Genomic DNA, 21,331 nt, shown 5'->3' with positions numbered 1-21,331 from the left:
ATTACTTACCTTGAAGATTAGCCGCAGGAAAACCACCAAACGGAAGAGGTTTATTACCATGTCGGGCTTTACAATCTTTTAATAGTCCTCCACATTCATCTTTTGCCGGATCATCGACGGCAATTCCGTCTTTGGTGAAAAACTTATTTCCAGCATAATCACAGCCTGTACCTGAGCGGTACCATCCACGCATACACCAAGTACATATTGTTGTGATTTGCCTGGTAGGCAATTGTAAATTTTGAATATCAAATGGCGAACAAAGTTCAAATTCAACAATAGCTTTCGTTTCTTCGCGTTTATTATTAATAAAAAATAATTGAACTCTTTCTTGAGTTGGATCGGCTGTGGCATTACCTGCTAACCAGTTGTCTGAATCAAGGTATTTTGCCATTGTGGTATGAATTTTTACTCTCGCTTGAACTAAATCATCATAATCTATACACAATCTAGTCACTCTTCCGTCAATATTACCGATTGACAATTTAGGGGTAGGTTGTGCACCCGTACTACTTAATTCAAGATCGCTTAATTCATACGGATAAGGTAAATATTCTTTACCTTGCCATTTTATAGAAGGTAAATTTCCAACAGCAAAGGAAGCCCACCCTTCAGCAGAGATATTATGAGAGTGAAATCGTAAAACCTCATCAAGCCCAAATTTTGTACAATCAACTTCAATAAGTTGTATCAGCTCATTGCCTTCAATGGCTTGTAAATCTTGTGTTATTGACATGTTCTCTCCATCAATCCCCAAAACTTAATTAAGAAAATTTTTTGAGGTTTACATTTGAATAATTAAGGTGCATAAGATTGGACAAAAGTAAAACTTAGCTTTACCACATTCGAAGAGATAAATTCAGATTTGATTGATTCGTTTTGAACACGATATAATCTTTCTTCTCCCCAAGGGTTAACCCACTGAAAGGAATGAATAATATGGCTGTTAAGAAACTGACGGATTTCAGACAATTCGTTACAATGACCCGTATAGGACAAATCCCATGTTTCACCTGATTTATTGATTCCAGAACTCCAAATTTGCGAATATCCATCATTAAATTTTACTTCTGTGATACTCATTTTTTCCCCTCCATTGGGGGAATGCATTGTTTTCCATTTAAATTTATCTACTTTCATATACTCCTCAAACAAAATTTGGTTTTGAATATGTCTAGGTAATTTAGTTGAATTAAAAACATCAAAACGGATATTTATTTAAGTGATCAATTTTAACTTTAAACTTCATGTTTTTTTTGCAATAAAAAATTAAGTTAATTGTGTTGAAATGAATCCAGTTACGCGCTATAGACGACTAAAATACGATGATATTCCAAGAAATAGGGATGGTTAAAAATGAGTTGTTATTGTGTTTTAATATTCGAATAAGTATTAAAATTATGCTATTTAGAGGTTTTTAAAAGAATCTAAATGGTTAATATCATTACTTCATCGCATACATGACGTTGTATAACTCTCCTCCCGGTGAAACTGATTTTTTAAACATCTCATTCATTTGCCGTCTAATAACCGCATCTACTTGAGATTGAACTTGTTTTGGATCGGTATTATTGCCATGAGTAGAAGTACTATTTTCTGAAGACATATTTAATACAATATTGGGATTAACAGTGATTGCATTTGAAGAAGGTGTTGTGCGTTGGGCTAATGCTATCGGAGCCGTAATAGAGGTATGAACATAACCACCGCTATCATATCCTTTATGAGAATCATTCATCAGACTATAAAGATAGTCTACACCTAATCGTTTAGTTGCCTCTTTTGTAAAAACAAACTCGCCTTTATGAACAATTCCTGCTGGTTGGTACTTGTTACCTCGTCCGGTAAAACCGCCCGGTTCCAATGCATATCCCACACTTCCACCCGAAGCATATCCAAGAATTTCACCCCCTGTATAAGCTTGTTGAATCCCTCCGGTCGCTTTTCCTCCACCACCAAAACTCGTTAAAGCAGATTGAATAATCTGCGCTAAAATCAATTTATTAATAATTTCAATTAGATTAACTAAGATAGTTTTTGCAAACTCCTGAAAGTTTGCTTTGCCTGTTGTGACAAGCGTTGTCATCATTTGAGACATAGATCCAATTGAATTTTGCGCAAAATCTTTAGCAACACTAAAAACATCTTGAGATGTTTCAGCAAATTCTTTCAAACCGGTTGTTAAACCAGCTATCCAATCTCCTTTTTGTAAATCTTCTTGCACAAAACTTTCTTCTAAAAGTTGAGCTGCCTCAAGGTAGTTTTGGGTTATAGTGATGATGTTTTCTTGACTTAGGTTATTACTCGGATCTAAATCTTGTTCCTTGTTTCTTTCTAAATTAATTCGACTTTGATACCTTGACGATTGAGATGATGTCATTCCAAAGGTCGCTTTTTTATCTGCAATCTCATTTTGTAATTGAGTAGAATTGTGAGTAATATTTTGTAAAATCTGTTGGACTTTGATTCGACCATTGATTTCTTCAGAAATTGCCGCATTTTTTTCATATTGAGTAAGTAACGACGCTTTATTGGCTAGTAAATAACGTTCTTCTGCGGTTAGTCTACTTTTATTGTTTTCTTGTTCCAAGATGTTAATCTGAGCTTGCAAATCAAAGTATTTTTCACGTTCTGCCGTTATCGCACCGATCGTTGCATTCTGTTCTTTTAATGATTCTAGTTGAATTTGAAGATTTTTCTCATCACGTTGACTAGTTTTTAATAATGACGGCGCACTATTTTTTGAAGAAAATAAAGTATTTATTTTATTTCTATTGCCTTTATCGCCTTGAGGGTTGCCATTTAAATCATTTAATGACTCCAGTACTTTTTTAGAGTTATGGACTTTAATGATAATATCTTTCAATTTAATTATAAAATCGTCTAAATTATCATTTCCTACTCCCGTTTCCTTTGATATATTTCCTACATAAGTTGCAATCTCATTTAATTTATCAGCCAATTCAAATGAATCTGAGATTTTACTTATTTCATAAAGTTTATCATAAAAAACTGATGCATTTTCATTACTAATATTAAAAGACTTATTGGTTTTCTCAATTTGTTCACGAATATAACGTTGATGACCAGGTCTGCCATCAATATAGCTTGGATTATACTTTATTTGGGGATGTTCAGCTAAAATATCCCTGGTTAAAGATTCTTTTGAACTTATAACTCTTTTTGCATTTAAATCAAACTCTTCTAAAAGCTCATTAATTGCTTCTCTCGAATGAACAATTGTATTATCGGAGAGTCTTTTAGAAGTTTGAATAAATGCCGTCGCAAGGCTAGGATTTATATTTGCTAGCTCCTTCAATTCATCAGTAAATGACACTGTTCCATCTTTATTTAGTTTAACAATACCATACAATTTTTCTTGGGATTCTCTTAAACTATCAGTGGCAGATACAGCATTATCAAAATAGTCAAACAAATCCTTACCGACAACGGCACCCACTTTAACTATCGTACCAATAGCTTTCCCAACAGGACCAAACAATTCACCAATTTCTATTCCATGTTCAGCCAGTGTCATTAATGGATTTTTCTTTACATTCGCTTGTGCTGACATCTGTTTCATTTGATTTGAAATCTGACTTAATGCCGCACTCATTTTTTCACTTGTATTGGCAAATGTTTCTTGCGATTCAATTATCCCAATTAATTGATACTTAGAACTTTCAATTATTGAATTAAAAACTTGAAAAGCATGAGCATCAATAAATCCATTTCCATTAATGTCAGATAATTGTTGTTGCACATAAAGCAGATTATCCAATGCTTTGTTGACCGGATGAATGATTCCTAATAACTTATTATAGACACCAATTTGGTTATATAAAGATTCCAATTGACGTTTACTAATATTGTTATGCATTAGTTTAGATGTATTTAGTGTTCTCAAACTTTTATCAGTGGTTTTAAGCTTTACATCTAACTCGTTAATTCTTTTAATCTCTTTATCAAGATTACCTGTTTCAACTTTTAATGATAATGTAGTTGTTTTTGACATAGATTACCCATATTAAATAAACCGACTTTCGTCGGTTATTTTGATTTGTGTATGATTGTTAAGGCCTGACTTTCCATTAACCGAATATCATTAAAAATTTTTTGGTTTCCTTTAATATCAAGCATTTGCATTACCCAAGGCAAGCAATTATAGTCAAGACCTAAAATACCACTCATGCTTGTTCTCCACTGCGTTGACATGGCTTGGAATAACTGGAAAGCATCCCAGTTATCTGACCATATTTCTATATACTCATCTTCATAATCGACTTCCGATAGCCCAAAAGAATCAAGTTCAGCTTTTGAAGGCGTTGATGAATAAAGTGCAGTGGCAAGCTCTATGAGTTTTTTTCTCGTTGTCCCAACATCTCTTTATAATAAGTATTAGTTATTGCTTGCCAAGCAGCAGGATAGTTATTTAATAAGATATTTAAATTTTCTTGATTAAACTCTTCATCCAAATTCCAACCAGATACAATTTTTATCATAAATTCAATGATAGGTTTATCCTTAAGCTCGGTCTCAAACACGGTCAGTTTATCAACTGAATAATGTTTGAAATCAAAGCTAATTTGACCATCGTCCAATCCAGGACGCGGAATGGAAACTTCACATCTAAATGTCGGATCTGCAATAAGTTTAAATTTTGCCATGATTAAAATGTCCTAATTAATCTTTATAGAAAGTAATTGCTGGTGACTCAACTGTCGCACTTACTTTTACAGTTTCAATATCATTAATGGCTGTTGTTGGCGTCGGATCAAAAGCAATACGGACAGAGTCATAACGTGTTTCTTTAGCTTTAGGAACATACATTTTCATTGCAACAACATTATTGGTTAAATCCAACTGCTGTAACAATGTGTAGATAGGTAATGAGCTGTCATGAGCAATGGTAAAACTTTTACTTTTCGCTGATTTGATAGTCGGTAATTGACGTTCTGCATCATCATCAAGGAACTGAATTTGAATAAATTGCTGTTCACCACCTTCAGTAGCAACCTCTTTAATTTGAGGTAGTTGTTCCCATTCCGTTATTTTGGTAATAGTTCCTTGTCCTTCTCCTGCCGGGAATACCGTTGTATTACTAGTATTAATATTACCCAAAGTCACTTCATTGTTATTTACGTGAGAAATTTTTGCGACAATATTATTCAATTTAGTCCATGATGAAGTGAGCATGACTTCATCCCCGACCACTAGTCCATGCCCTGAATTTAACGTGACCACCGCTTCTTTAGCATTAGAAATTGAATTAAAGTTAGTTACTTCGTTGTGTGATTTTTGCACATACACACGAGAACCATTAGGTAAAGCAAAACCCATAATATATATCTCCCTTAAATTTTATTTAAAATATAGAATCAGCACGATAGTTAAAGCTGATCGGTAGTGTATAACAAGCATTATCCATTTTTGCTGGATAAACACTTGGTATAGAATTTACATAAAGTGAAAAGTTATGACTTGTTAACTCTAAATTGAGTGGAAAATGCTGAATAATTTCATCAGATATTTGTTGAGAACGTAACTTACCGCTATTAATAGGTGCGACAACAGAAATTTGATAAACACCTCGATAAACCTTCAATTTTCCTTCTGAATCAACGCTTGTTGTTACTTCTGGTAAAATATAAGTTCTGAGATAAATATCGGAATGAGAAAGAATTTCACTATTTTCATCGAAAACAGGTAAGTTTAGTTTTTTTGCAATAATATCAAGGTGAGATTCAAGCAATGCTGAGATTGTTGAAATCAAATTATCATCTCCTTAGCGACATTTTAAAAATAGATCTTGTTAATTATTGTTTGCTTATAAATTTCATAAAAACTTCAGAAATTAAGGAAGAGTTTTTAAATTTATTCAATAAATTCGATTAGAAAAAGCTATTTACACCTGATAAAACAATTATCTATTACACATAAACAGTGTGTTATTTTGAGGTGCAATGACCTGACAATAGTATTGCTGCCATCCTTCGATTAGGGCTTGGTTATAGCTGATTGCGTGGGTGAGACGGTAATAATCTTGTTGAGAAGATTTTGCAAGTCGTAAGGCTTTGTCAGCAATATCGCCGGTGGCGGCACTATTTCGTTCGAGGGTGGCGACTTTGATGCGCAACTCGACAAGACCATTATCCACATCATCACGTAAACTATCTGTTTTAACCTGTTCATCTTTTATTGTCTCAAGAATATTTGACTCAATTAATTTAATGGCATTGTTACCTTGTTTATACGCGTTAAATTGCGCTTCTAACGCCACCGTTTTAGCCATTGCCAGTTGTTCACCTTGCCAACAGTGATATGCAAAATAAATCGCTAAACCGGTTATTACAATGCCACCATACGGTAATAACTTAATCAACAATGTTAATTTATTCATCATGCTAATCCGTTTAAATACACCGTTTTACCACCATTTTTGACGGCGGTCAGCACTATTTGGCGATTATGAGTGGGACTGAATCCGATATGAACCCATTGATTATGCTCCTGAATAAGCTTATCAAACACGACTCCTGCATCTATCAATCGTTGACAGATTTGTTTCGGTGTGCCAAATGGCGAACGGAAGTCAACCGCCAAACCTTGAGTGTGTGCACTACTTGCCACCCCGCCTACCCGGGCATTTAATGCCGGACAACGGTAACCGGAAGTAATGATGATGGGGTGCTCAAGGGCTTTTCTGACCAGTTCAAGTTTTATTGCTGTTAATTGGATATTGGGCATCAGTGCTGCCGGTACGGAATTGTCAATTTTTAATCGACTGGCAGTCAATGAATAGGTAAACTCATCCAGTTTAAAATGTTCAGTCAGTTTCATTAGTTTTCCTTTTAATCATCATGTCCACGTGTTTTTTTTATTAATCGTTCTTCAAGCGCTTTAATTAAGGTTGCGCCCGACCACCCCGCTAAACCGGCAACACCGCCGGCCAGCTCAAACTGCCAGTTAAAATAACTGGCTGCCAACACCACCAGCGCGCCGGCAAAAGTAGAAATAAATATCTGAGCAATTAAAATCATCAGATTAAACTTATTCCCATTAATAATGTGATAGCAATAACTGGCTAATGACCCCAGTAAGGTGACAAAAAACAAATAAACGACAACATACCAATTGATATGGTCAGGCTCTTTGATTGGCATAGGTTTCATCTTCATCGTGAGCCTCCTGCTGAGGCAGTTAAAAATAAGAAAGGGTTACGCAGCACTTATGTATAAATTATTTTCTGAGATTGCTCTGCGAACCCGTTGAATTGTGATAACTGATAGTTAAATCGTAGACATAAAAAAACCGCAATAAAGCGGTTGAATAAAAGAGACTTATATTAAAGAAGTTTAATTAATTTAATTTATTTTGATTTAATTATTTTATATGAATAAACAGGATGTTAAATAATAAATTGCAAATTAAAGGCAATAAAAAAGCCCGCTTAGCGGGCTTAAGTAACAATTCTTGATTTTGAGATAATTATACATACATTAGCGTACGTTGTCAAGATTAACTGTCCCACTTTTTTTAAAACACTAAATGTTGCAATAACTCCAGTTCAGTGCCGGTTAACATCGTTTGCATCGATAATGCACCAATAATGTAACTTTCACCACTACTTTTTATTTTTCGGATATTGCCTTCACTACAGGCCAAATCCTGCGCTATTTCACGTAAATTTTTAGGTTTGATAATTAATGTCGACGATATTTGTGTTTTGCTTGGTTCAATATAAAGATGATCATCCACGATCATTTCGTCTCCATAATAAAATTTAATTAAGACTTTTGCTTCTTCTTTTATTTTCGTAATTTTACTGTTTTTCATCGTCGAAATAATGCCATCTATTATTAACCCGTCTTTATCTAAACAGACCTGTTTATATTCCTTTTTTTGGGATTGATATAAACTAAATACTTTGCGTTGTTGATAGGCTTCTTTTCGAGCCCAATTACCCCAACGGGTTAATACTTGAGTGATATCATAATCAGCATTCAAACTCACTTTATTAAGCCATTGTGTCGGGTTTTGATATTGTTCAACATTGATTTGTTTTGCTAGCATTATTCACCTCAAGTAGTTTCATTTTATTAACGTTAAATTAATAACTAGTAAAAGAATTAATTATCAACATGTTTTCATTCATGTTTTATCTCTCTTTCAGTATTAAAGTTATTTTTTATATCTCTATTAGCACTGATCATGACAAAGATATTCTTGAAAAATTCCTTTCAAATAACTATTATTATTAATAATAACAATAGTTATCATAAAAATCAATAACCAATGTTATTTGAATGATGATAACTTGAGTTATACAATAAAGTACTTCATTACAATGGGATAAAAAAATGACGACATTTACAGAAAGATTAAATTCAGCATTGAAACAATCTGGTATGTCTCAACATCAATTAGCTGAAAAGGTTAAAATTAGTCAGCCCGCCATTCAAAAATTACTGTCAGGAAAATCCAATACATCAAGAAAAATTGTTGAAATAGCCAACGCGTTAAATGTTGATTTATTGTGGCTGACAAAAGGCATTGGCAAAGCGAAATTAACTAAAAATAGTGCCAATGCGACAATGTTAGGTGCTATCGATGAATGGGATAGTAAAACACCACTTGATGAGGATGAAGTTGAAGTGCCATTTTACAAAGATGTTAGGCTTTCTGCAGGTAACGGATTTGCTGATGATATTGAAGATTATAACGGATACAAACTGCGATTATCACGGTCAACAATGCGAAAATATGGAATTGATAAAGACTGTGCCGTATGTTTAACTGTTTATGGAGATAGTATGGAACCTGTTTTTAGAGACGGGTCAACTGTCGGTATCAATCAAGCAGACACTAATATTCGAGATGGAAAAATATACGCAATTAATCATGACGGGTTATTAAGAATAAAAATATTGGAAAGATTGCCTGGTAATCAAGTCAAAATCCGAAGTTACAATTCAGATTATGATGATGAAACTATTTCTTTGGATGATATCACCATTCTAGGAAGAGTCTGGTGGCAATCATCGATATTGGATTGATCGACACATAACATTTACCGCTTCGGCGGTTTATGTTCCTACCATTATGCCCTAACATTTTAATTTTTTATCGTAACCTCATTTTTTATTACTTTTGTTATTGACTTTTTTGATAACTTATATTATCATTATGGTTATCAAAACTAATCAACTTACCATAAAGTTAGCAATACCACGAGTTACTAATGGGGTAACAAGATTCAAGTAGCTAGCAGGGGCTTACGAACATACTGCGGTTTTGATGAGATATTCAATACAAGTTTGTGTAAACCAATTTATTGAATATCTGACAACTGGAAAGACAGTAATATTCTACACCCTTTTGCCCCGAAATCGGGGCTTTTTTAGAGGTTAATATGACGAATAGAGATTTTGTTAAGATGAAAATAAAAGATCGTTTTCATCCTGATTATCAATTAACGAATACCGAGATCAAATTTTCATTATTTGGTATTTTTATTTTAATCTTGTTTGGATTATTGCTTTTTTAGTTGGAAGAGATAAACAGCAACGAGGTACGTGATGCATCAATTACACCGATTAGTTGAAAACGCCTATGAAGCTAATTTTTGCAAAATGCTTGATAGAATTGAAAAACAAGATGCAAGAGATGAGTGGATCGATAAACGGGCTAGCGAACTTATAAAAAACTTTAGCAATGAGAATGACTGGCAACTTCTAGAATTAATTAAACTGAAACTTGATAATCACGCAGTTGATGCTGAGATTTATGATCAGTTCGTTTCGGATATTTGCTATTCTCAAGCAAGAGAAGAATCAAAAGCACAATTTAGTAACGTATAGATAATAAAAATTGATACTTTATAATCAATATCCTAAAAACTAAAATGTTGGATAACGCTGTTTTAAACGTAAAGTCCAGCAAAAATCGGGAAGAGATGGCGGTGAGGAAGGGATTCGAACCCTTGATACGTTGCCGTATACACACTTTCCAGGCGTGCTCCTTCAACCACTCGGACACCTCACCTAAATTATAAAGCCTGCTTTTCAAAAGCAGGCGCATACTATAATCGTCACAAAACAATTTTTCAAGTATTTTTAATTCATACAAACAATCACACCAAATGCAGCAATTAAACTGAGTATGGCAACTGTACTAAATAATGCATATTTTAAATTTGAACACATATTTTTATCTCCAATTTTAATTATTCTATTGATCAACCGAAATGTTTAATGGAATGACATCACTGTTTACTTGTTCTTTCGCAATTTTGGAATATTTAGGCGCAAAATCAAGCAGTATTTCAACAGCTTCATCTAAATAAGCATCGGGTCGTTTATAATCTTTTGGTAAGTCTTCTAATTTCGCAATTGGAGCCAAACCAGCACGACTCAAACGCTCATTCATGCGTTTCAAATCTCGGTCATCATCGCTCTTTTGTTCATCTTCACGATATTGTTTATTTAAAGAAACAATATAACGACTATCCTTTTTATCATTGAACCGTTTAATATCATCTTGAATGTAGATAAACTCAGGATTTTTGGCAATTCGAGCTAAATGGTTGGCTTTAAGTTCTGAAAATAAAGGTGCGATATTTGCAACTTTTGAATATTGCGCTGAAGGTATTTTATCCCATGGCAAAGCATTATCTAAATATCTTTCACCGGTTTCGTCAACATATTTTTCATTGATCATATCAATGTCAGGATCAACCCCTTTAAGTTGCGTACTCCCACCATTGATTCGATAAAATTTTTGAACAGTATATTGCACACCGCCTAATTCAGGCCAATCCGGATGTAATCTTGCATCTACCGGATAAGCTATATTTCGTGAGGTTTGCACCGTTCCTTTACCATATGTCGTTTCTCCAACAATCAACGCTCGACCATAATCTTGCATTGCGGCAGAAAAAATTTCAGAAGCAGAGGCACTGTAGCGATTTATCATCACCACGATTGGCCCTGAATATTTGATACTTTCATTTTTATCATCATAAACATTGATTTTTTGTAGATTGTCACGCACTTGAACCACAGGCCCTGTATCAATAAATAGCCCAGTTAATGCAATAACTTCTGCTAAAGAACCACCGCCATTATCGCGTAAGTCGATAACAAGCCCTTGCAGATTATCTTGATTAGCTTGCGTTAATAGTGAATTGACTTTTTGAGTTAATCCTATATAAAAACTCGGAATTTCGATAACACCAACCTTCCCTCGTTGATTGTCAATAATTTTTAGTTTAGCTTCCCTGTCTTCAAAATGAATTTTATCACGTGTTAATTCAACAATTTTAGGTTTGCTACTATTGCCTGCCGGTAAAATTTCGAGTCGGACAACAGTTCCTTTTCGCCCCCGAATTTTTTCAACAACATCATCGAGACGCCAGCCAATAACATCTTCAATGGCTGAATTACCTTGTCCGACACCAATAATTTTATCACCAATGGTTAGTTGTTTACTTTTTTCAGCCGGTCCACCCGTTACAAAAGACATAATCTCGGTGTAATCATCTTTTTGACTTAAAGTGGCTCCAATACCTTCCATTGATAAATTCATCTCAGCATCGAAGTCTCGTTTCTTTCGTGGCGCCAAATAGCTGGTATGAGGATCAATTTCGCGTGCAAATGCATTCATAAACACTTGGAACGCATCTTCAGTTTTGGATTGTAACAATGTTTTTAACACACGATTGTAACGTTTAGTTAAAACTTCTCGTATTTCTTTCTCATTTTTACCGGATAATGAAAGACTTAACTCATCATATTTAACTCGTTTATCCCAATAATTATCAAGTTCTTCTTCGGTGCTTGCCCATGAAATATCTTCTCTTTTAAAATCAATATTTTCATTAGTTGAAAAATCCATAGGGCGTTGTAAAACTTTTAAAGCATATTGAAATCGGTTATATCTTTTTTGAATAGAAAGATTATAAATGTCATAGGCCATTTTCAAATCGCCATCTAACAACTCTTGACCTAACGACGCTTGTTTATCTCTAAAACTATCAATATCACGCTGAATAAAAAAAGATTTATTGCCATCTAATAGTTTAAAATAACGGTCAAAGATTTTGGCTGAAAATGCGCCATCTAAATCAAAATTACGGTAATGGGCTTGAGTAAAATAGTTAGTTACCCTATTTGCCACAATTTGATGAATTTGATCTTGTTTAAGCGTAGGTAATTGTTCTGTAACTGACGAATTAGTCTGAACTGCTTGGCAAACTATACTTGGACTAATAACACAAAGAACAAGTAACGATTTTCTTATACCTTTAAATAAATTACTCATTGCCATTCTCTATTGATTAATTATGTGCTCTGGTTTAACTGTTAGTTGCATACCTGAACCAACCTTCACTTTGATATGTTCTTTTTCAATATCAATGATCTGCACTTTTAATGGTTTATTGCCCATCGTAACCTTAACAAAATCACCAATTTTTAAAACTCTATTTTTTTTAGGTGGAGTATAAGCTCTTTTAGGTTTCGATTTGTTTTGTTTTTTAAAGTGCTCTTTAGCTTTACTTTTGCTCTCTTTAAGCTGTTGTTGTGCATAATCCATCTGTTCTTGGGTAATGACTTCATTGAGATTACCATCTAAATCAACACGATGCGAGCCAACTTTTATACTATATAAGTAACGCCAATTATTGGTATAAACACGTAAGGCAACACGTAGTTTCGTTTTGCTTAATTCTTGGTTTCCATCAAGACGTGAAAGTATGTCCTGAAATATGCCGATTTTCAAGGGTTTTGCTTCGCCCTCAATAGTAAAACAATTAGGAAATTGTTGGGCTAAATATACAATAATTTCTTTACTATTTGTCAATTGAAACTGTTTTTCCATCTGTTCTGCCGTAATAATTAAACTGTTGGGTTGTGAATGAATTGCGTTATTGTTTACTTTGGGTTGTTCTTTAAAGGATTCTATCGTTTTTTCTTTACTTTCTATTAGTTGTTGCTTAGCAAGATCCATCTGTTCCTGAGTTATGATTTCATGGGGATTACCGTCTAAATCGATCCGATAAACCCCAATTTTTATACTTTCTAAATAATGCTGACTATTCATGTAGAAATCTAACGCATCATTGAGTTTAGCTAAGCTTAATTTAGGGTTTTCATTTAATCGGGAAATAATGTCGTGAACAATGCCCTTTTTTAAAGGTTTGACATTACTCCCGAACGCAAAAGAATCTGGAAATTGCTTAACTAAATAAGCAATAATTTCGTCATTTGTTGTTAATTGAAATTGTTTTCCCATTTACTTTTCCGTAATAACTAAATTTTGTAAGCGCTAAAGTATATATCAGCTAAATTAATAACACTAATCTTCTTTATTTTGTTTATTGATGAAACTGATGAAATCTTTTATACCATTTCGCATTAGCCATGAAGAGACAATCGATTGCTCATCGGGTGTCAATTGTTCAAAAGCAGTCATCCAAAGTTGAAGAGGTTCAATGGGTGAAATTACATAGCTTGCACTCTCTTCCTCAATATATAATGCTTTTTTGACATCTGACGGTAAACTTCCAATATGATATTCGACAGCTTTACCTCGAACACCTGAACGTTTACGTGCAGTCCATTTTTCAGCTCTTGCTTTTCGATTAATACCTTGTATTGTTGTAGGCATCCCTGCAATGCTTGACAGCTCTTTAGATGAGAACCATTCTTTCATTTTAACCATCCTAATTTTAAATAACCAGAAAAAAATACAGAAATTAAAGAAATCTTGTTATACTAAATAAGAAACGAGTTATTATTGCAAATTAACTTGAATAATGAAATTACTCGTTTCAGTAATTTTAGAGCATAGCATAGATAAAATAAGTTATAAACTAAGAGGGAACAAAAAATGGAAATAAAATTCAGCGATTGGCATCACGCTGATATTATAGCTGCACTAAAAAAGAAAGGGACAACACTATCTGAATTATCACGCCGATCGGGTTTTAGTTCGTCAACTCTTGGTAATGCGCTTGTTCGACCATGGACAAAAGGGGAATTTATCATTGCTAAAGCCCTTGATTTAGATCCGGCCGAAATTTGGCCTAGTCGTTATATTGATGCAAAAACAAATCAGCCAATTAAGCGTGTTGTTTATGAAAAGAAATTAAATTTTGAATCATCCGGTTTAAATCAAGAAATGATAGAAGAAATGATAGAAAAAATAAATAAAAATAATCAGGAAACTTAAGAAATATTTCAATGAAATATATAAAGATTAAGTTCATTTGTTTCTAAATTTTATGTATTGACTGATATTTTCAACAAAATTAAATTATTAAACTATATTAATTTTAAGTGACTTCTTATTTTGTTTAAAAATAGTTTTTTAGTTTAATTAGTGAATGAATTAGGGAATATATGATTACTCAATCTTTTATTGTGACTTCGCAAGTTGCATCATTATTTTTAATTTAGTAAAACTAGAGATAAAAAATAGTTTAATTGAGTTTAAAAACCATTCTTTTAAACAGATATTCTTATTAGTGATGCTAAAATCATGATGCTGTGCTAGACAAAATGATACTTTACGCTATACTAATCTGCGAAATTAACCAGACAATCGCTGCTTTGTTGTAGTCCTTGTAAAAGAGGAGACAAACAGAGGGGAGGAAAGTCCGGGCTCCATAGGGCAGAGTGCCAGGTAACGCCTGGGGAATTTTGGCGTGAGCTAAAATTTACGACTAGTGCAACAGAGAGTATACCGCCGATGGCTTATAGTTAAGATCAGGTAAGGGTGAAAGGGTGCGGTAAGAGCGCACCGCGCAACTGGTAACAGTTGTGGCACGGTAAACTCCACTCGGAGCAAGGTCAAATAGGGATTCATTGGCGCGGCCCGCGTTGAATCCGGGTAGACTGCTTGAGCTAATGCGTGAGTATTAGCCTAGAGGAATGATTGTCCACGACAGAACCCGGCTTATCGGTTAATTTCAATTTTCTTCTTTTTGATTCTCAATTTCAGCGACATGCACTTGTTTCTTTTTGTTTAACCAACGTTTTAACGCCAGCCAAATAGAGAAGATCAAACCTAAAAGCAATAACAATACAGGAATTAACATTAAAAGTGACATGATCTGCTTCTCATAGGTTTTAAAAATCGGCGACAAACCGAATAGATAACCTAAAGTCACAATCAAGAAAATCCATAACGTTGCACTAATCCAATTATAAATATGAAATTTTCTACTATGTAGATTGGATAATCCAGCCATCATCGGTAATAATGTTCGTACAAAAGCAATAAATCGACCGATAAACAACGCTTGTAATCCATATTTATGGAATAAAACTTCGGATTTACGGTGATATTTTTCAGGCAGGTGTTCCATCCAACCTTTTACAATTTTGGTATTACCAAGCCAAAGCCCTTGTAAATAACCTAACCAAGTTCCCAGGGCTGCTGCTGCAATTAAGATGACATTGATTAACCCGAAATGGAAAACATCAAGACTAATTAGCACACCAGTTAAAAAGAGCAAGCTGTCACCCGGTAAAAAAGCTGCCGGTAAGACGCCATTTTCTAACAATATGATGACAAATAACATACCATATAATGTCCATAAGACATTTGGATTTGATAGTGTTGCAACATCCATATTAATAAAAGCTTGATAAAGAGTAATGATTGTTTCCATCTATTTTAAAATCCTATTCATCTAAGTTATTGGTGATTAATAGTACCACCTACAGTTAAATTATTCACTTTCAAAGTTGGTTGCCCAACACCTACCGGTACACTCTGCCCTGCTTTACCACAAGCACCCACACCAGAATCTAATTCAAGATTATTCCCGACCATTGATATTTGTTGCATGGTTTCGATACCGGAACCAATTAATGTTGCCCCTTTTACCGGCGTCGTTATTTTGCCTTTTTCGATTAAATACGCTTCTGATGTGGAGAAAACAAATTTACCAGAGGTTATATCAACTTGACCGCCAGCAAAATTTGGTGCATATAAACCATAATCAACACTACTGATAATTTCATCGAACGTTGACTTGCCTGATAACATATAGGTATTCGTCATTCGAGGCATCGGAAGACAATCATAGCTTTCACGGCGTCCATTACCTGTAGATTGAGTATTCATCAATTTTGCATTGAGTTTATCAAACATATAGCCTTTTAAAATGCCATTTTCTATCAGTACTGTTTTTTGACTTGGCGTTCCTTCGTCATCAATAGAAAGTGAACCGCGTCGATTTTCCATTGTACCGTCATCCACTATAGTACAAAGTTCTGAAGTGACTTTTTCACCTATTTTTCCTGAAAATACAGAGCTATTTTTACGATTAAAGTCACCTTCTAAGCCATGCCCCACCGCTTCATGTAATAAGACACCTGGCCAACCTGCGCCAAGAACAACTGGCATTGTTCCTGCTGGTGCTGGTTTAGCAGATAGTGAAACTAATGCTTGGCGTACGGCTTCACGTGTGTAGCTATCGGCAATGCTTTCCCCTGTTTTAGGGTGAATAGTTAAAAAGTAGTCATAACCAAAACGACCACCACCGCCACTACTACCACGTTCACGCTTGCCATCTTGCTCGACAAGAACAGAAACGGATAATCTGACTAATGGTCTGATATCGGCACAATAAGTCCCATCAGTAGCCGCAATAAGGATATCTTCATAACTGCCAGTCAAACTCGCCGAGACTTCTGTAACTCGTGAATCAAGCGCACGTGCTAACTGATCGACTTGCCTTAATAAGGCTATCTTTTGATCTTGATAAAAGCCATTAATTGGATTAATTGACGGATATTTTAAGCTATTTTCCAATGTTTTAAGGGGGGTAATTTTAATTGGCGTTTGTAAAGTTGTAATGGAATTTGCCGCCAAGACACTCTGCTCTAAGCGATTTAAAGTAAGTTGATCGGTATAGGCAAACCCTGTTTTTTCGCCAATGATAGCTCTAACCCCCACACCTTGATCACGATGATAAGAAGCATTTTTGATAATACCATCTTCGATTGCCCAACTTTCATAAAAGCCCGATAAAAAGTACAAATCGCCATAATCAATTTTTCTTGAACCTAACATATCCAATAAACGCATAATATCTGAATGATTTAGGTTATTTGGACAAAGTAGTCGTTCACTTACTTCAGTTACAATCATAGATTCCTTAATTAATATTTCAACTTTAATAATTTTTAAAGTTCACTTATTATCAATATATTGTTAATTTTTAATATCTCAAGGCTTTGAAGCTTTACATTAATACCACATCATATTGTTCTTGAATATAAAGCGGTTCAACTTTGACTTCAACACGTTTACCAACAAACACTTTCACTTCTGCTAAAGCATGTGATTCATCATTATTTAAAGCATTGGCAACCGCTGCAGACGCATAAACCAATAAGTATTCAGAACGATGTGCTTTATGAACACGGACAATTTCACGCAATATTTCATTGCATACGGTTTCTACGGATTTGACGATACCGCGACCTTTACAGGCTGGACACTCTTCACATAAAATGTGCCCCAAACTTTCACGAGTACGTTTACGCGTCATTTCCACTAAGCCTAAAGTCGAAAATGAATTTACGGTCGTTCTTGCTCTATCTTTGGCTAAAAAATCTTGTAGTGATTGGAGCACTCGTTCTCGATGGACATCTTCTTGCATATCGATAAAATCGATAATAATAATACCACCTAAATTACGTAATCGTAATTGACGCGCAATAGCAATAGTTGCTTCGATATTCGTATTAAAAATTGTCTCTTCAAGATTGCGATGCCCAACAAATGCGCCTGTATTAATATCAATTGTCGTCATGGCTTCGGTTTGATCGATAATTAAATAACCACCTGATTTTAATTTAACTTTACGATCCAGTGCTCGTTGAATTTCGTTTTCTGTATCATAGAGATCAAATATTGGCGCACTACCTCGATAGTGCGTTAGTTTATCAGTAACTTCAGGCATGAATTCTTGCGTAAATTCAACTAATAAATCATACGTTAATTTTGAATCAACCAAAATGCGCTCAATAGGATCGCCAACAAAATCACGTAATACACGCTGAGAAAGTTGTAATTCTCCGTAAACCAGATTTTTACTGATTGGCCTAGCCATACGCTCTTGTATTTTTGACCACAGTCGTTTTAGAAAATTAGCATCTTGTTCTAATTCATGCGCACTTGCACCTTCAGCTGCCGTACGAACAATAAAACCACCTTGATCGGTAACATACTGTTCAACAATTTTTTTAAGTCTATCTCGTTCTTCTTCACTTTCAATACGTTGAGAAGTCGCCACGTGAGCTGAGTTTGGACCGGGCATTAATACTAAATAACGAGAAGGCAATGTAATATCTGTAGTTAACCTTGCCCCTTTAGTTCCCAACGGATCTTTAACGACTTGTACCATCAAGTCTTGTCCTTGGCGAACAAGTTCAGAAATATCTTTAACTTGAAATTGCTCTTGCTCAGTATCCGATACACATTCCGTATGAGGCATAATGTCTGAAGCATGTAAAAAGGCTGCTTTTTCAAGACCAATATCAACAAATGCTGCTTGCATGCCAGGTAAAATGCGGATCACTTTACCTTTGTAGATATTTCCAACAATACCACGCCGAGATTCACGATCGACATGAATTTCTTGTAATACACCATCTTCAATATAAGCGACACGAGTTTCAGAAGGTGTTACGTTCATTAATAGTTCAACTGACATAAAGATTCCTGTTAAATAGATCGCTAATTAATTGATCGCAAAGCTCCGTCTCACTAGTCGTAAAAATAGGTAAATTACTATCCATAATACTCCGTCAACAAAGCTTGATAGTAAATTTAATGGGGACATTGTTATAGTATGATAAATACTGACCTGAAATAAAAACATCAATAAATTATAACAAATTGATATGCCAAAAATAATAAAGCATTGTTGCCATAATGCTAAATTACGTATCAACTGGTATTTAAAAATCAGTAAATAAGCAATAATAGAAAAAATAAATGCATGGATACCGATTATCGTACCGGAAAAGAGATCCATAATAATGCCTAGAATAAATGCTGTCCCTATACCAACACGATGCGGAAGCGCAATTAACCAATAAGCTAAAAAGAGCATTAGTACATGTGGCTTGTATATATTATAAGATGGCGTCCAAGGTATAATTTGTAAACATAAACCTAAAAATAACGTTATCCAAATAACCAGTATTCCTCTAGGGTTTTTCATGTTGTTCTCCTTGATCGCCCCATAATAGTAATAGATAACGTAGTCGTTTTAAATCAGCAGTCGGAGTAGCTGAAATAATGGGTGATGAATCACTGATATCAATTTTAACTGAACTTACTACCGCAACAGGATAGCCTTCTGGAAATCGACCATCTAGCCCCGATGTGACAAGAACATCACCAACTTTAATATCAACATTATTCGGTAAAAAATCGAGTGTTAAATCATTATTACATCCATTACCGACAGCAACCATAGCAATATCATTTCTTTGCACTTGAACAGGTATGGCATGTTGAAAATCACAAACTAAAATAGCTCGACTCGTGTTTTTAGCTGTCTCATAAATCTGTCCAACAATACCTTTTTCATCAATCACAGGTTGCCCAACATATACTCCTTCATGTTGCCCTTTATTGATAACGATCTGATAAGCGTAAGGATTAGTATCAGCTAATAAAACTTGAGCAGCCATTTTATGCTCTTCATGCCATAAAGGTGCTTTCAATAATTCCCGTAATCGATTATTTTCGTGTCTTAAATGTGCAAGTAGTAGCAGATCAGCTTTTTTATTTAATAATTCTTCAGATAATCTTTCGTTTTCATTGACTAATTCTTCTCTGGATTTCGACATTTCATAGAGTGAATCATACGATGCTGCCGGTGAATTAGAAATGTAATAAAGTGGCGAAATAATAGTATCAAGATAATATCGAATTTCTTTAAATGGACGATAATTAACATCAAAAACTATTAAAATTAAAGCAAGTGCCATAGAAATAAATAGTTGCACACTAAGCGGTGAACGATTAGAAAAAAGTAATTTCATTGTTCAATACTTACCTGTTATATACTTAAGCGCTATTGATACAAAGATGTGACTCCGTCGACAATGTCGACGGATAAGAAAGTATGATATTGAATAATTTACCACTTTATTGCACTAAATGAAATGGTAACTAAGACAAATCTTAATCTTCACTGAAAAGATCACCACCATGCATGTCAACCATATCCAGTGCTTTTCCTCCGCCTCGTGCTACACAAGTAAGCGGATCTTCAGCGACAACAACATGGATACCCGTTTCAGCGGCTAACAATTTATCGATATTACGTAATAACGCACCACCACCTGTTAATACCATACCATGTTCAGAAATATCAGAAGCAAGCTCTGGCGGACACTGCTCTAAAGCGACCTTGACAGCACTCACGATACCACTTAATGGTTCTTGTAACGCTTCTAAAATTTCATTCGAGTTCAACGTAAAGCTACGAGGAACACCTTCTGCTAAATTTCGACCACGAACTTCAATCTCAAGAACTTCATCGCCCGGATAAGCGCTACCAATGAAATGTTTAATTTTTTCGGCTGTTGCTTCTCCAATGAGAGCACCATAATTACGACGAACATAGTTGATAATAGCTTCATCAAATCGGTCACCACCTATTCGAGCAGAAGCAGAATAAACCACACCATTAAGGGAAATCACCGCAACTTCTGTTGTTCCGCCGCCGATATCAACCACCATCGATCCCGTTGGTGACGAGACGGGTAAGTCTGCACCGATAGCGGCTGCCATTGGTTCTTCAATTAAATAGACTTCACGGGCACCTGCCCCTAATGCCGATTCCCGAATAGCACGACGTTCAACCTGTGTTGCCCCAACAGGCACACAAACAAGAACACGCGGGCTAGGCCTTAAAAAGCTATGGCTGTGCACTTGGCGAATAAAATACTGTAACATTTTTTCTGTGACAGAAAAGTCAGCGATAACACCATCTTTCATTGGTCTAATAGCTGCAATATTACCTGGAGTACGCCCTAACATCTGTTTCGCAGCCTGTCCGACAGCAGCAACACTTTTCGGTGTTCCAGAACGATCTTGTCGAATGGCAACAACGGAAGGTTCGTTTAATACGATCCCTTGCCCTTTTACATAAATAAGTGTATTGGCTGTACCTAAATCAATAGATAAATCATTTGAAAACAAGCCGCGAACTTTTTTGAACATAATAAAAACTTTTCCTAGAATTAATCTTGTTTAAGTATATTTAGAGTTTGAAGCAAGCTAATTATAAAAT

Annotated in this window: 24 protein-coding genes, 1 tRNA gene and 1 other RNA gene; 4 read left to right on the top strand and 22 right to left on the bottom strand. The window is 34.9% G+C overall.

Annotation, left to right across the window (positions count from 1 at the left end):
• Position 1 precedes the first annotated feature (1 nt).
• The 11 genes from ACGH46_RS00720 to ACGH46_RS00670 all read right to left on the bottom strand — a co-directional run bounded on the left by ACGH46_RS00720 (position 2) and on the right by ACGH46_RS00670 (position 8,073).
• Entirely contained in the window at positions 2-736 is a 735-nt protein-coding gene (locus tag ACGH46_RS00720) for a phage minor tail protein L (RefSeq protein ID WP_267361137.1), read from the bottom strand.
• Positions 737-798: 62 nt separating this feature from the next.
• Positions 799-1,140: a phage tail protein gene (locus tag ACGH46_RS00715; protein ID WP_220215504.1), complete on the bottom strand. Its 342-nt coding sequence runs from the start codon at positions 1,138-1,140 to the stop codon at positions 799-801.
• A gap of 304 nt (positions 1,141-1,444) precedes the next feature.
• Complete coding sequence (locus ACGH46_RS00710) at positions 1,445-4,015, bottom strand: phage tail tape measure protein (RefSeq protein WP_267361139.1); 2,571 nt, start codon at positions 4,013-4,015, stop codon at positions 1,445-1,447.
• Between the two features lie 35 nt (positions 4,016-4,050).
• The gene (locus ACGH46_RS00705; RefSeq protein WP_081299198.1) at positions 4,051-4,356 is read right to left on the bottom strand and encodes a DUF1799 domain-containing protein; all 306 of its coding nucleotides are present in this window, start codon (positions 4,354-4,356) and stop codon (positions 4,051-4,053) included.
• Positions 4,353-4,667 carry a phage tail assembly chaperone gene (locus tag ACGH46_RS00700; RefSeq protein WP_267350661.1) on the bottom strand — a complete coding sequence of 105 codons (315 nt, stop codon included), beginning with the start codon at positions 4,665-4,667 and terminating at the stop codon, positions 4,353-4,355. The genes ACGH46_RS00705 and ACGH46_RS00700 overlap by 4 nt, the downstream gene beginning before the upstream one ends.
• Before the next feature lie 16 nt (positions 4,668-4,683).
• Positions 4,684-5,340, bottom strand: a complete 657-nt coding sequence (locus ACGH46_RS00695) for a phage tail protein (RefSeq protein ID WP_267361141.1) — start codon at positions 5,338-5,340, stop codon at positions 4,684-4,686.
• 25 nt (positions 5,341-5,365) lie between these two features.
• Positions 5,366-5,773 (bottom strand): phage tail terminator-like protein, encoded by a 408-nt coding sequence (locus ACGH46_RS00690; RefSeq protein WP_081299199.1) that lies wholly within the window; start codon positions 5,771-5,773, stop codon positions 5,366-5,368.
• A 150-nt stretch (positions 5,774-5,923) separates the two neighbouring features.
• Positions 5,924-6,400, bottom strand: coding sequence for a lysis system i-spanin subunit Rz (locus ACGH46_RS00685; RefSeq protein ID WP_411603467.1), 477 nt, complete (start codon positions 6,398-6,400; stop codon positions 5,924-5,926).
• Positions 6,400-6,840: a D-Ala-D-Ala carboxypeptidase family metallohydrolase gene (locus ACGH46_RS00680; RefSeq protein ID WP_411590077.1), complete on the bottom strand. Its 441-nt coding sequence runs from the start codon at positions 6,838-6,840 to the stop codon at positions 6,400-6,402. The genes ACGH46_RS00685 and ACGH46_RS00680 overlap by 1 nt, the downstream gene beginning before the upstream one ends.
• 11 nt (positions 6,841-6,851) lie before the next feature.
• Complete coding sequence (locus tag ACGH46_RS00675) at positions 6,852-7,178, bottom strand: phage holin family protein (protein ID WP_411603464.1); 327 nt, start codon at positions 7,176-7,178, stop codon at positions 6,852-6,854.
• A 358-nt stretch (positions 7,179-7,536) separates the two neighbouring features.
• Positions 7,537-8,073, bottom strand: coding sequence for an antiterminator Q family protein (locus ACGH46_RS00670; RefSeq protein WP_267369569.1), 537 nt, complete (start codon positions 8,071-8,073; stop codon positions 7,537-7,539).
• Positions 8,074-8,360: 287 nt separating this feature from the next.
• Between ACGH46_RS00670 and ACGH46_RS00665 the strand changes: the two genes are divergently transcribed.
• On the top strand, positions 8,361-9,056 hold the full coding sequence (locus ACGH46_RS00665) for an XRE family transcriptional regulator (protein WP_411603463.1): 696 nt from the start codon (positions 8,361-8,363) through the stop codon (positions 9,054-9,056).
• Between the two features lie 522 nt (positions 9,057-9,578).
• Positions 9,579-9,860 carry a hypothetical protein gene (locus tag ACGH46_RS00660; protein WP_267359487.1) on the top strand — a complete coding sequence of 94 codons (282 nt, stop codon included), beginning with the start codon at positions 9,579-9,581 and terminating at the stop codon, positions 9,858-9,860.
• 96 nt (positions 9,861-9,956) lie between these two features.
• Here ACGH46_RS00660 and ACGH46_RS00655 read toward each other — a convergent pair.
• The 5 genes from ACGH46_RS00655 to ACGH46_RS00635 all read right to left on the bottom strand — a co-directional run bounded on the left by ACGH46_RS00655 (position 9,957) and on the right by ACGH46_RS00635 (position 13,713).
• Positions 9,957-10,044, bottom strand: a tRNA-Ser gene (locus ACGH46_RS00655).
• A 71-nt stretch (positions 10,045-10,115) separates the two neighbouring features.
• Positions 10,116-10,205, bottom strand: a complete 90-nt coding sequence (locus ACGH46_RS00650) for a YnhF family membrane protein (RefSeq protein ID WP_143425968.1) — start codon at positions 10,203-10,205, stop codon at positions 10,116-10,118.
• A 25-nt stretch (positions 10,206-10,230) separates the two neighbouring features.
• The gene (gene prc, locus ACGH46_RS00645; protein ID WP_267349685.1) at positions 10,231-12,321 is read right to left on the bottom strand and encodes a carboxy terminal-processing peptidase; all 2,091 of its coding nucleotides are present in this window, start codon (positions 12,319-12,321) and stop codon (positions 10,231-10,233) included.
• A 9-nt stretch (positions 12,322-12,330) separates the two neighbouring features.
• Complete coding sequence (gene proQ / locus ACGH46_RS00640; RefSeq protein WP_267380782.1) at positions 12,331-13,293, bottom strand: RNA chaperone ProQ; 963 nt, start codon at positions 13,291-13,293, stop codon at positions 12,331-12,333.
• A 63-nt stretch (positions 13,294-13,356) separates the two neighbouring features.
• Positions 13,357-13,713 (bottom strand): DNA-binding protein, encoded by a 357-nt coding sequence (locus ACGH46_RS00635; protein WP_065558735.1) that lies wholly within the window; start codon positions 13,711-13,713, stop codon positions 13,357-13,359.
• A gap of 177 nt (positions 13,714-13,890) precedes the next feature.
• Between ACGH46_RS00635 and ACGH46_RS00630 the strand changes: the two genes are divergently transcribed.
• Complete coding sequence (locus ACGH46_RS00630) at positions 13,891-14,232, top strand: helix-turn-helix domain-containing protein (protein ID WP_411590973.1); 342 nt, start codon at positions 13,891-13,893, stop codon at positions 14,230-14,232.
• A 356-nt stretch (positions 14,233-14,588) separates the two neighbouring features.
• An RNA gene (rnpB, locus tag ACGH46_RS00625) (RNase P RNA component class A) lies at positions 14,589-14,977 on the top strand.
• On the opposite strand, the gene ACGH46_RS00620 is transcribed toward rnpB, so the two are convergent.
• The 6 genes from ACGH46_RS00620 to ACGH46_RS00595 form a co-directional block, all read right to left on the bottom strand.
• A complete protein-coding gene (locus tag ACGH46_RS00620) occupies positions 14,972-15,676 on the bottom strand; it encodes a DedA family protein (protein ID WP_267349689.1) in 705 nt (234 codons plus the stop codon). The genes rnpB and ACGH46_RS00620 overlap by 6 nt on opposite strands.
• Before the next feature lie 26 nt (positions 15,677-15,702).
• On the bottom strand, positions 15,703-17,163 hold the full coding sequence (tldD, locus tag ACGH46_RS00615) for a metalloprotease TldD (protein ID WP_411603460.1): 1,461 nt from the start codon (positions 17,161-17,163) through the stop codon (positions 15,703-15,705).
• Positions 17,164-17,257: 94 nt separating this feature from the next.
• Complete coding sequence (gene rng, locus ACGH46_RS00610; protein ID WP_267349692.1) at positions 17,258-18,733, bottom strand: ribonuclease G; 1,476 nt, start codon at positions 18,731-18,733, stop codon at positions 17,258-17,260.
• 27 nt (positions 18,734-18,760) lie between these two features.
• A complete protein-coding gene (gene mreD, locus ACGH46_RS00605; RefSeq protein WP_267349693.1) occupies positions 18,761-19,246 on the bottom strand; it encodes a rod shape-determining protein MreD in 486 nt (161 codons plus the stop codon).
• On the bottom strand, positions 19,233-20,075 hold the full coding sequence (gene mreC / locus ACGH46_RS00600; protein ID WP_411603458.1) for a rod shape-determining protein MreC: 843 nt from the start codon (positions 20,073-20,075) through the stop codon (positions 19,233-19,235). The genes mreD and mreC overlap by 14 nt, the downstream gene beginning before the upstream one ends.
• 142 nt (positions 20,076-20,217) lie before the next feature.
• The gene (locus ACGH46_RS00595; protein ID WP_065558742.1) at positions 20,218-21,261 is read right to left on the bottom strand and encodes a rod shape-determining protein; all 1,044 of its coding nucleotides are present in this window, start codon (positions 21,259-21,261) and stop codon (positions 20,218-20,220) included.
• Positions 21,262-21,331: the final 70 nt, after the last annotated feature.

This window comes from Gilliamella sp. CG22, from assembly GCF_046635725.1.
GTDB classification, from domain to species: Bacteria; Pseudomonadota; Gammaproteobacteria; order Enterobacterales; family Orbaceae; genus Gilliamella; species Gilliamella apicola_I.
The sequence above is the reverse complement of the archived record's forward strand: the minus strand, read 5'-3'. Positions and strand labels throughout refer to the sequence as shown.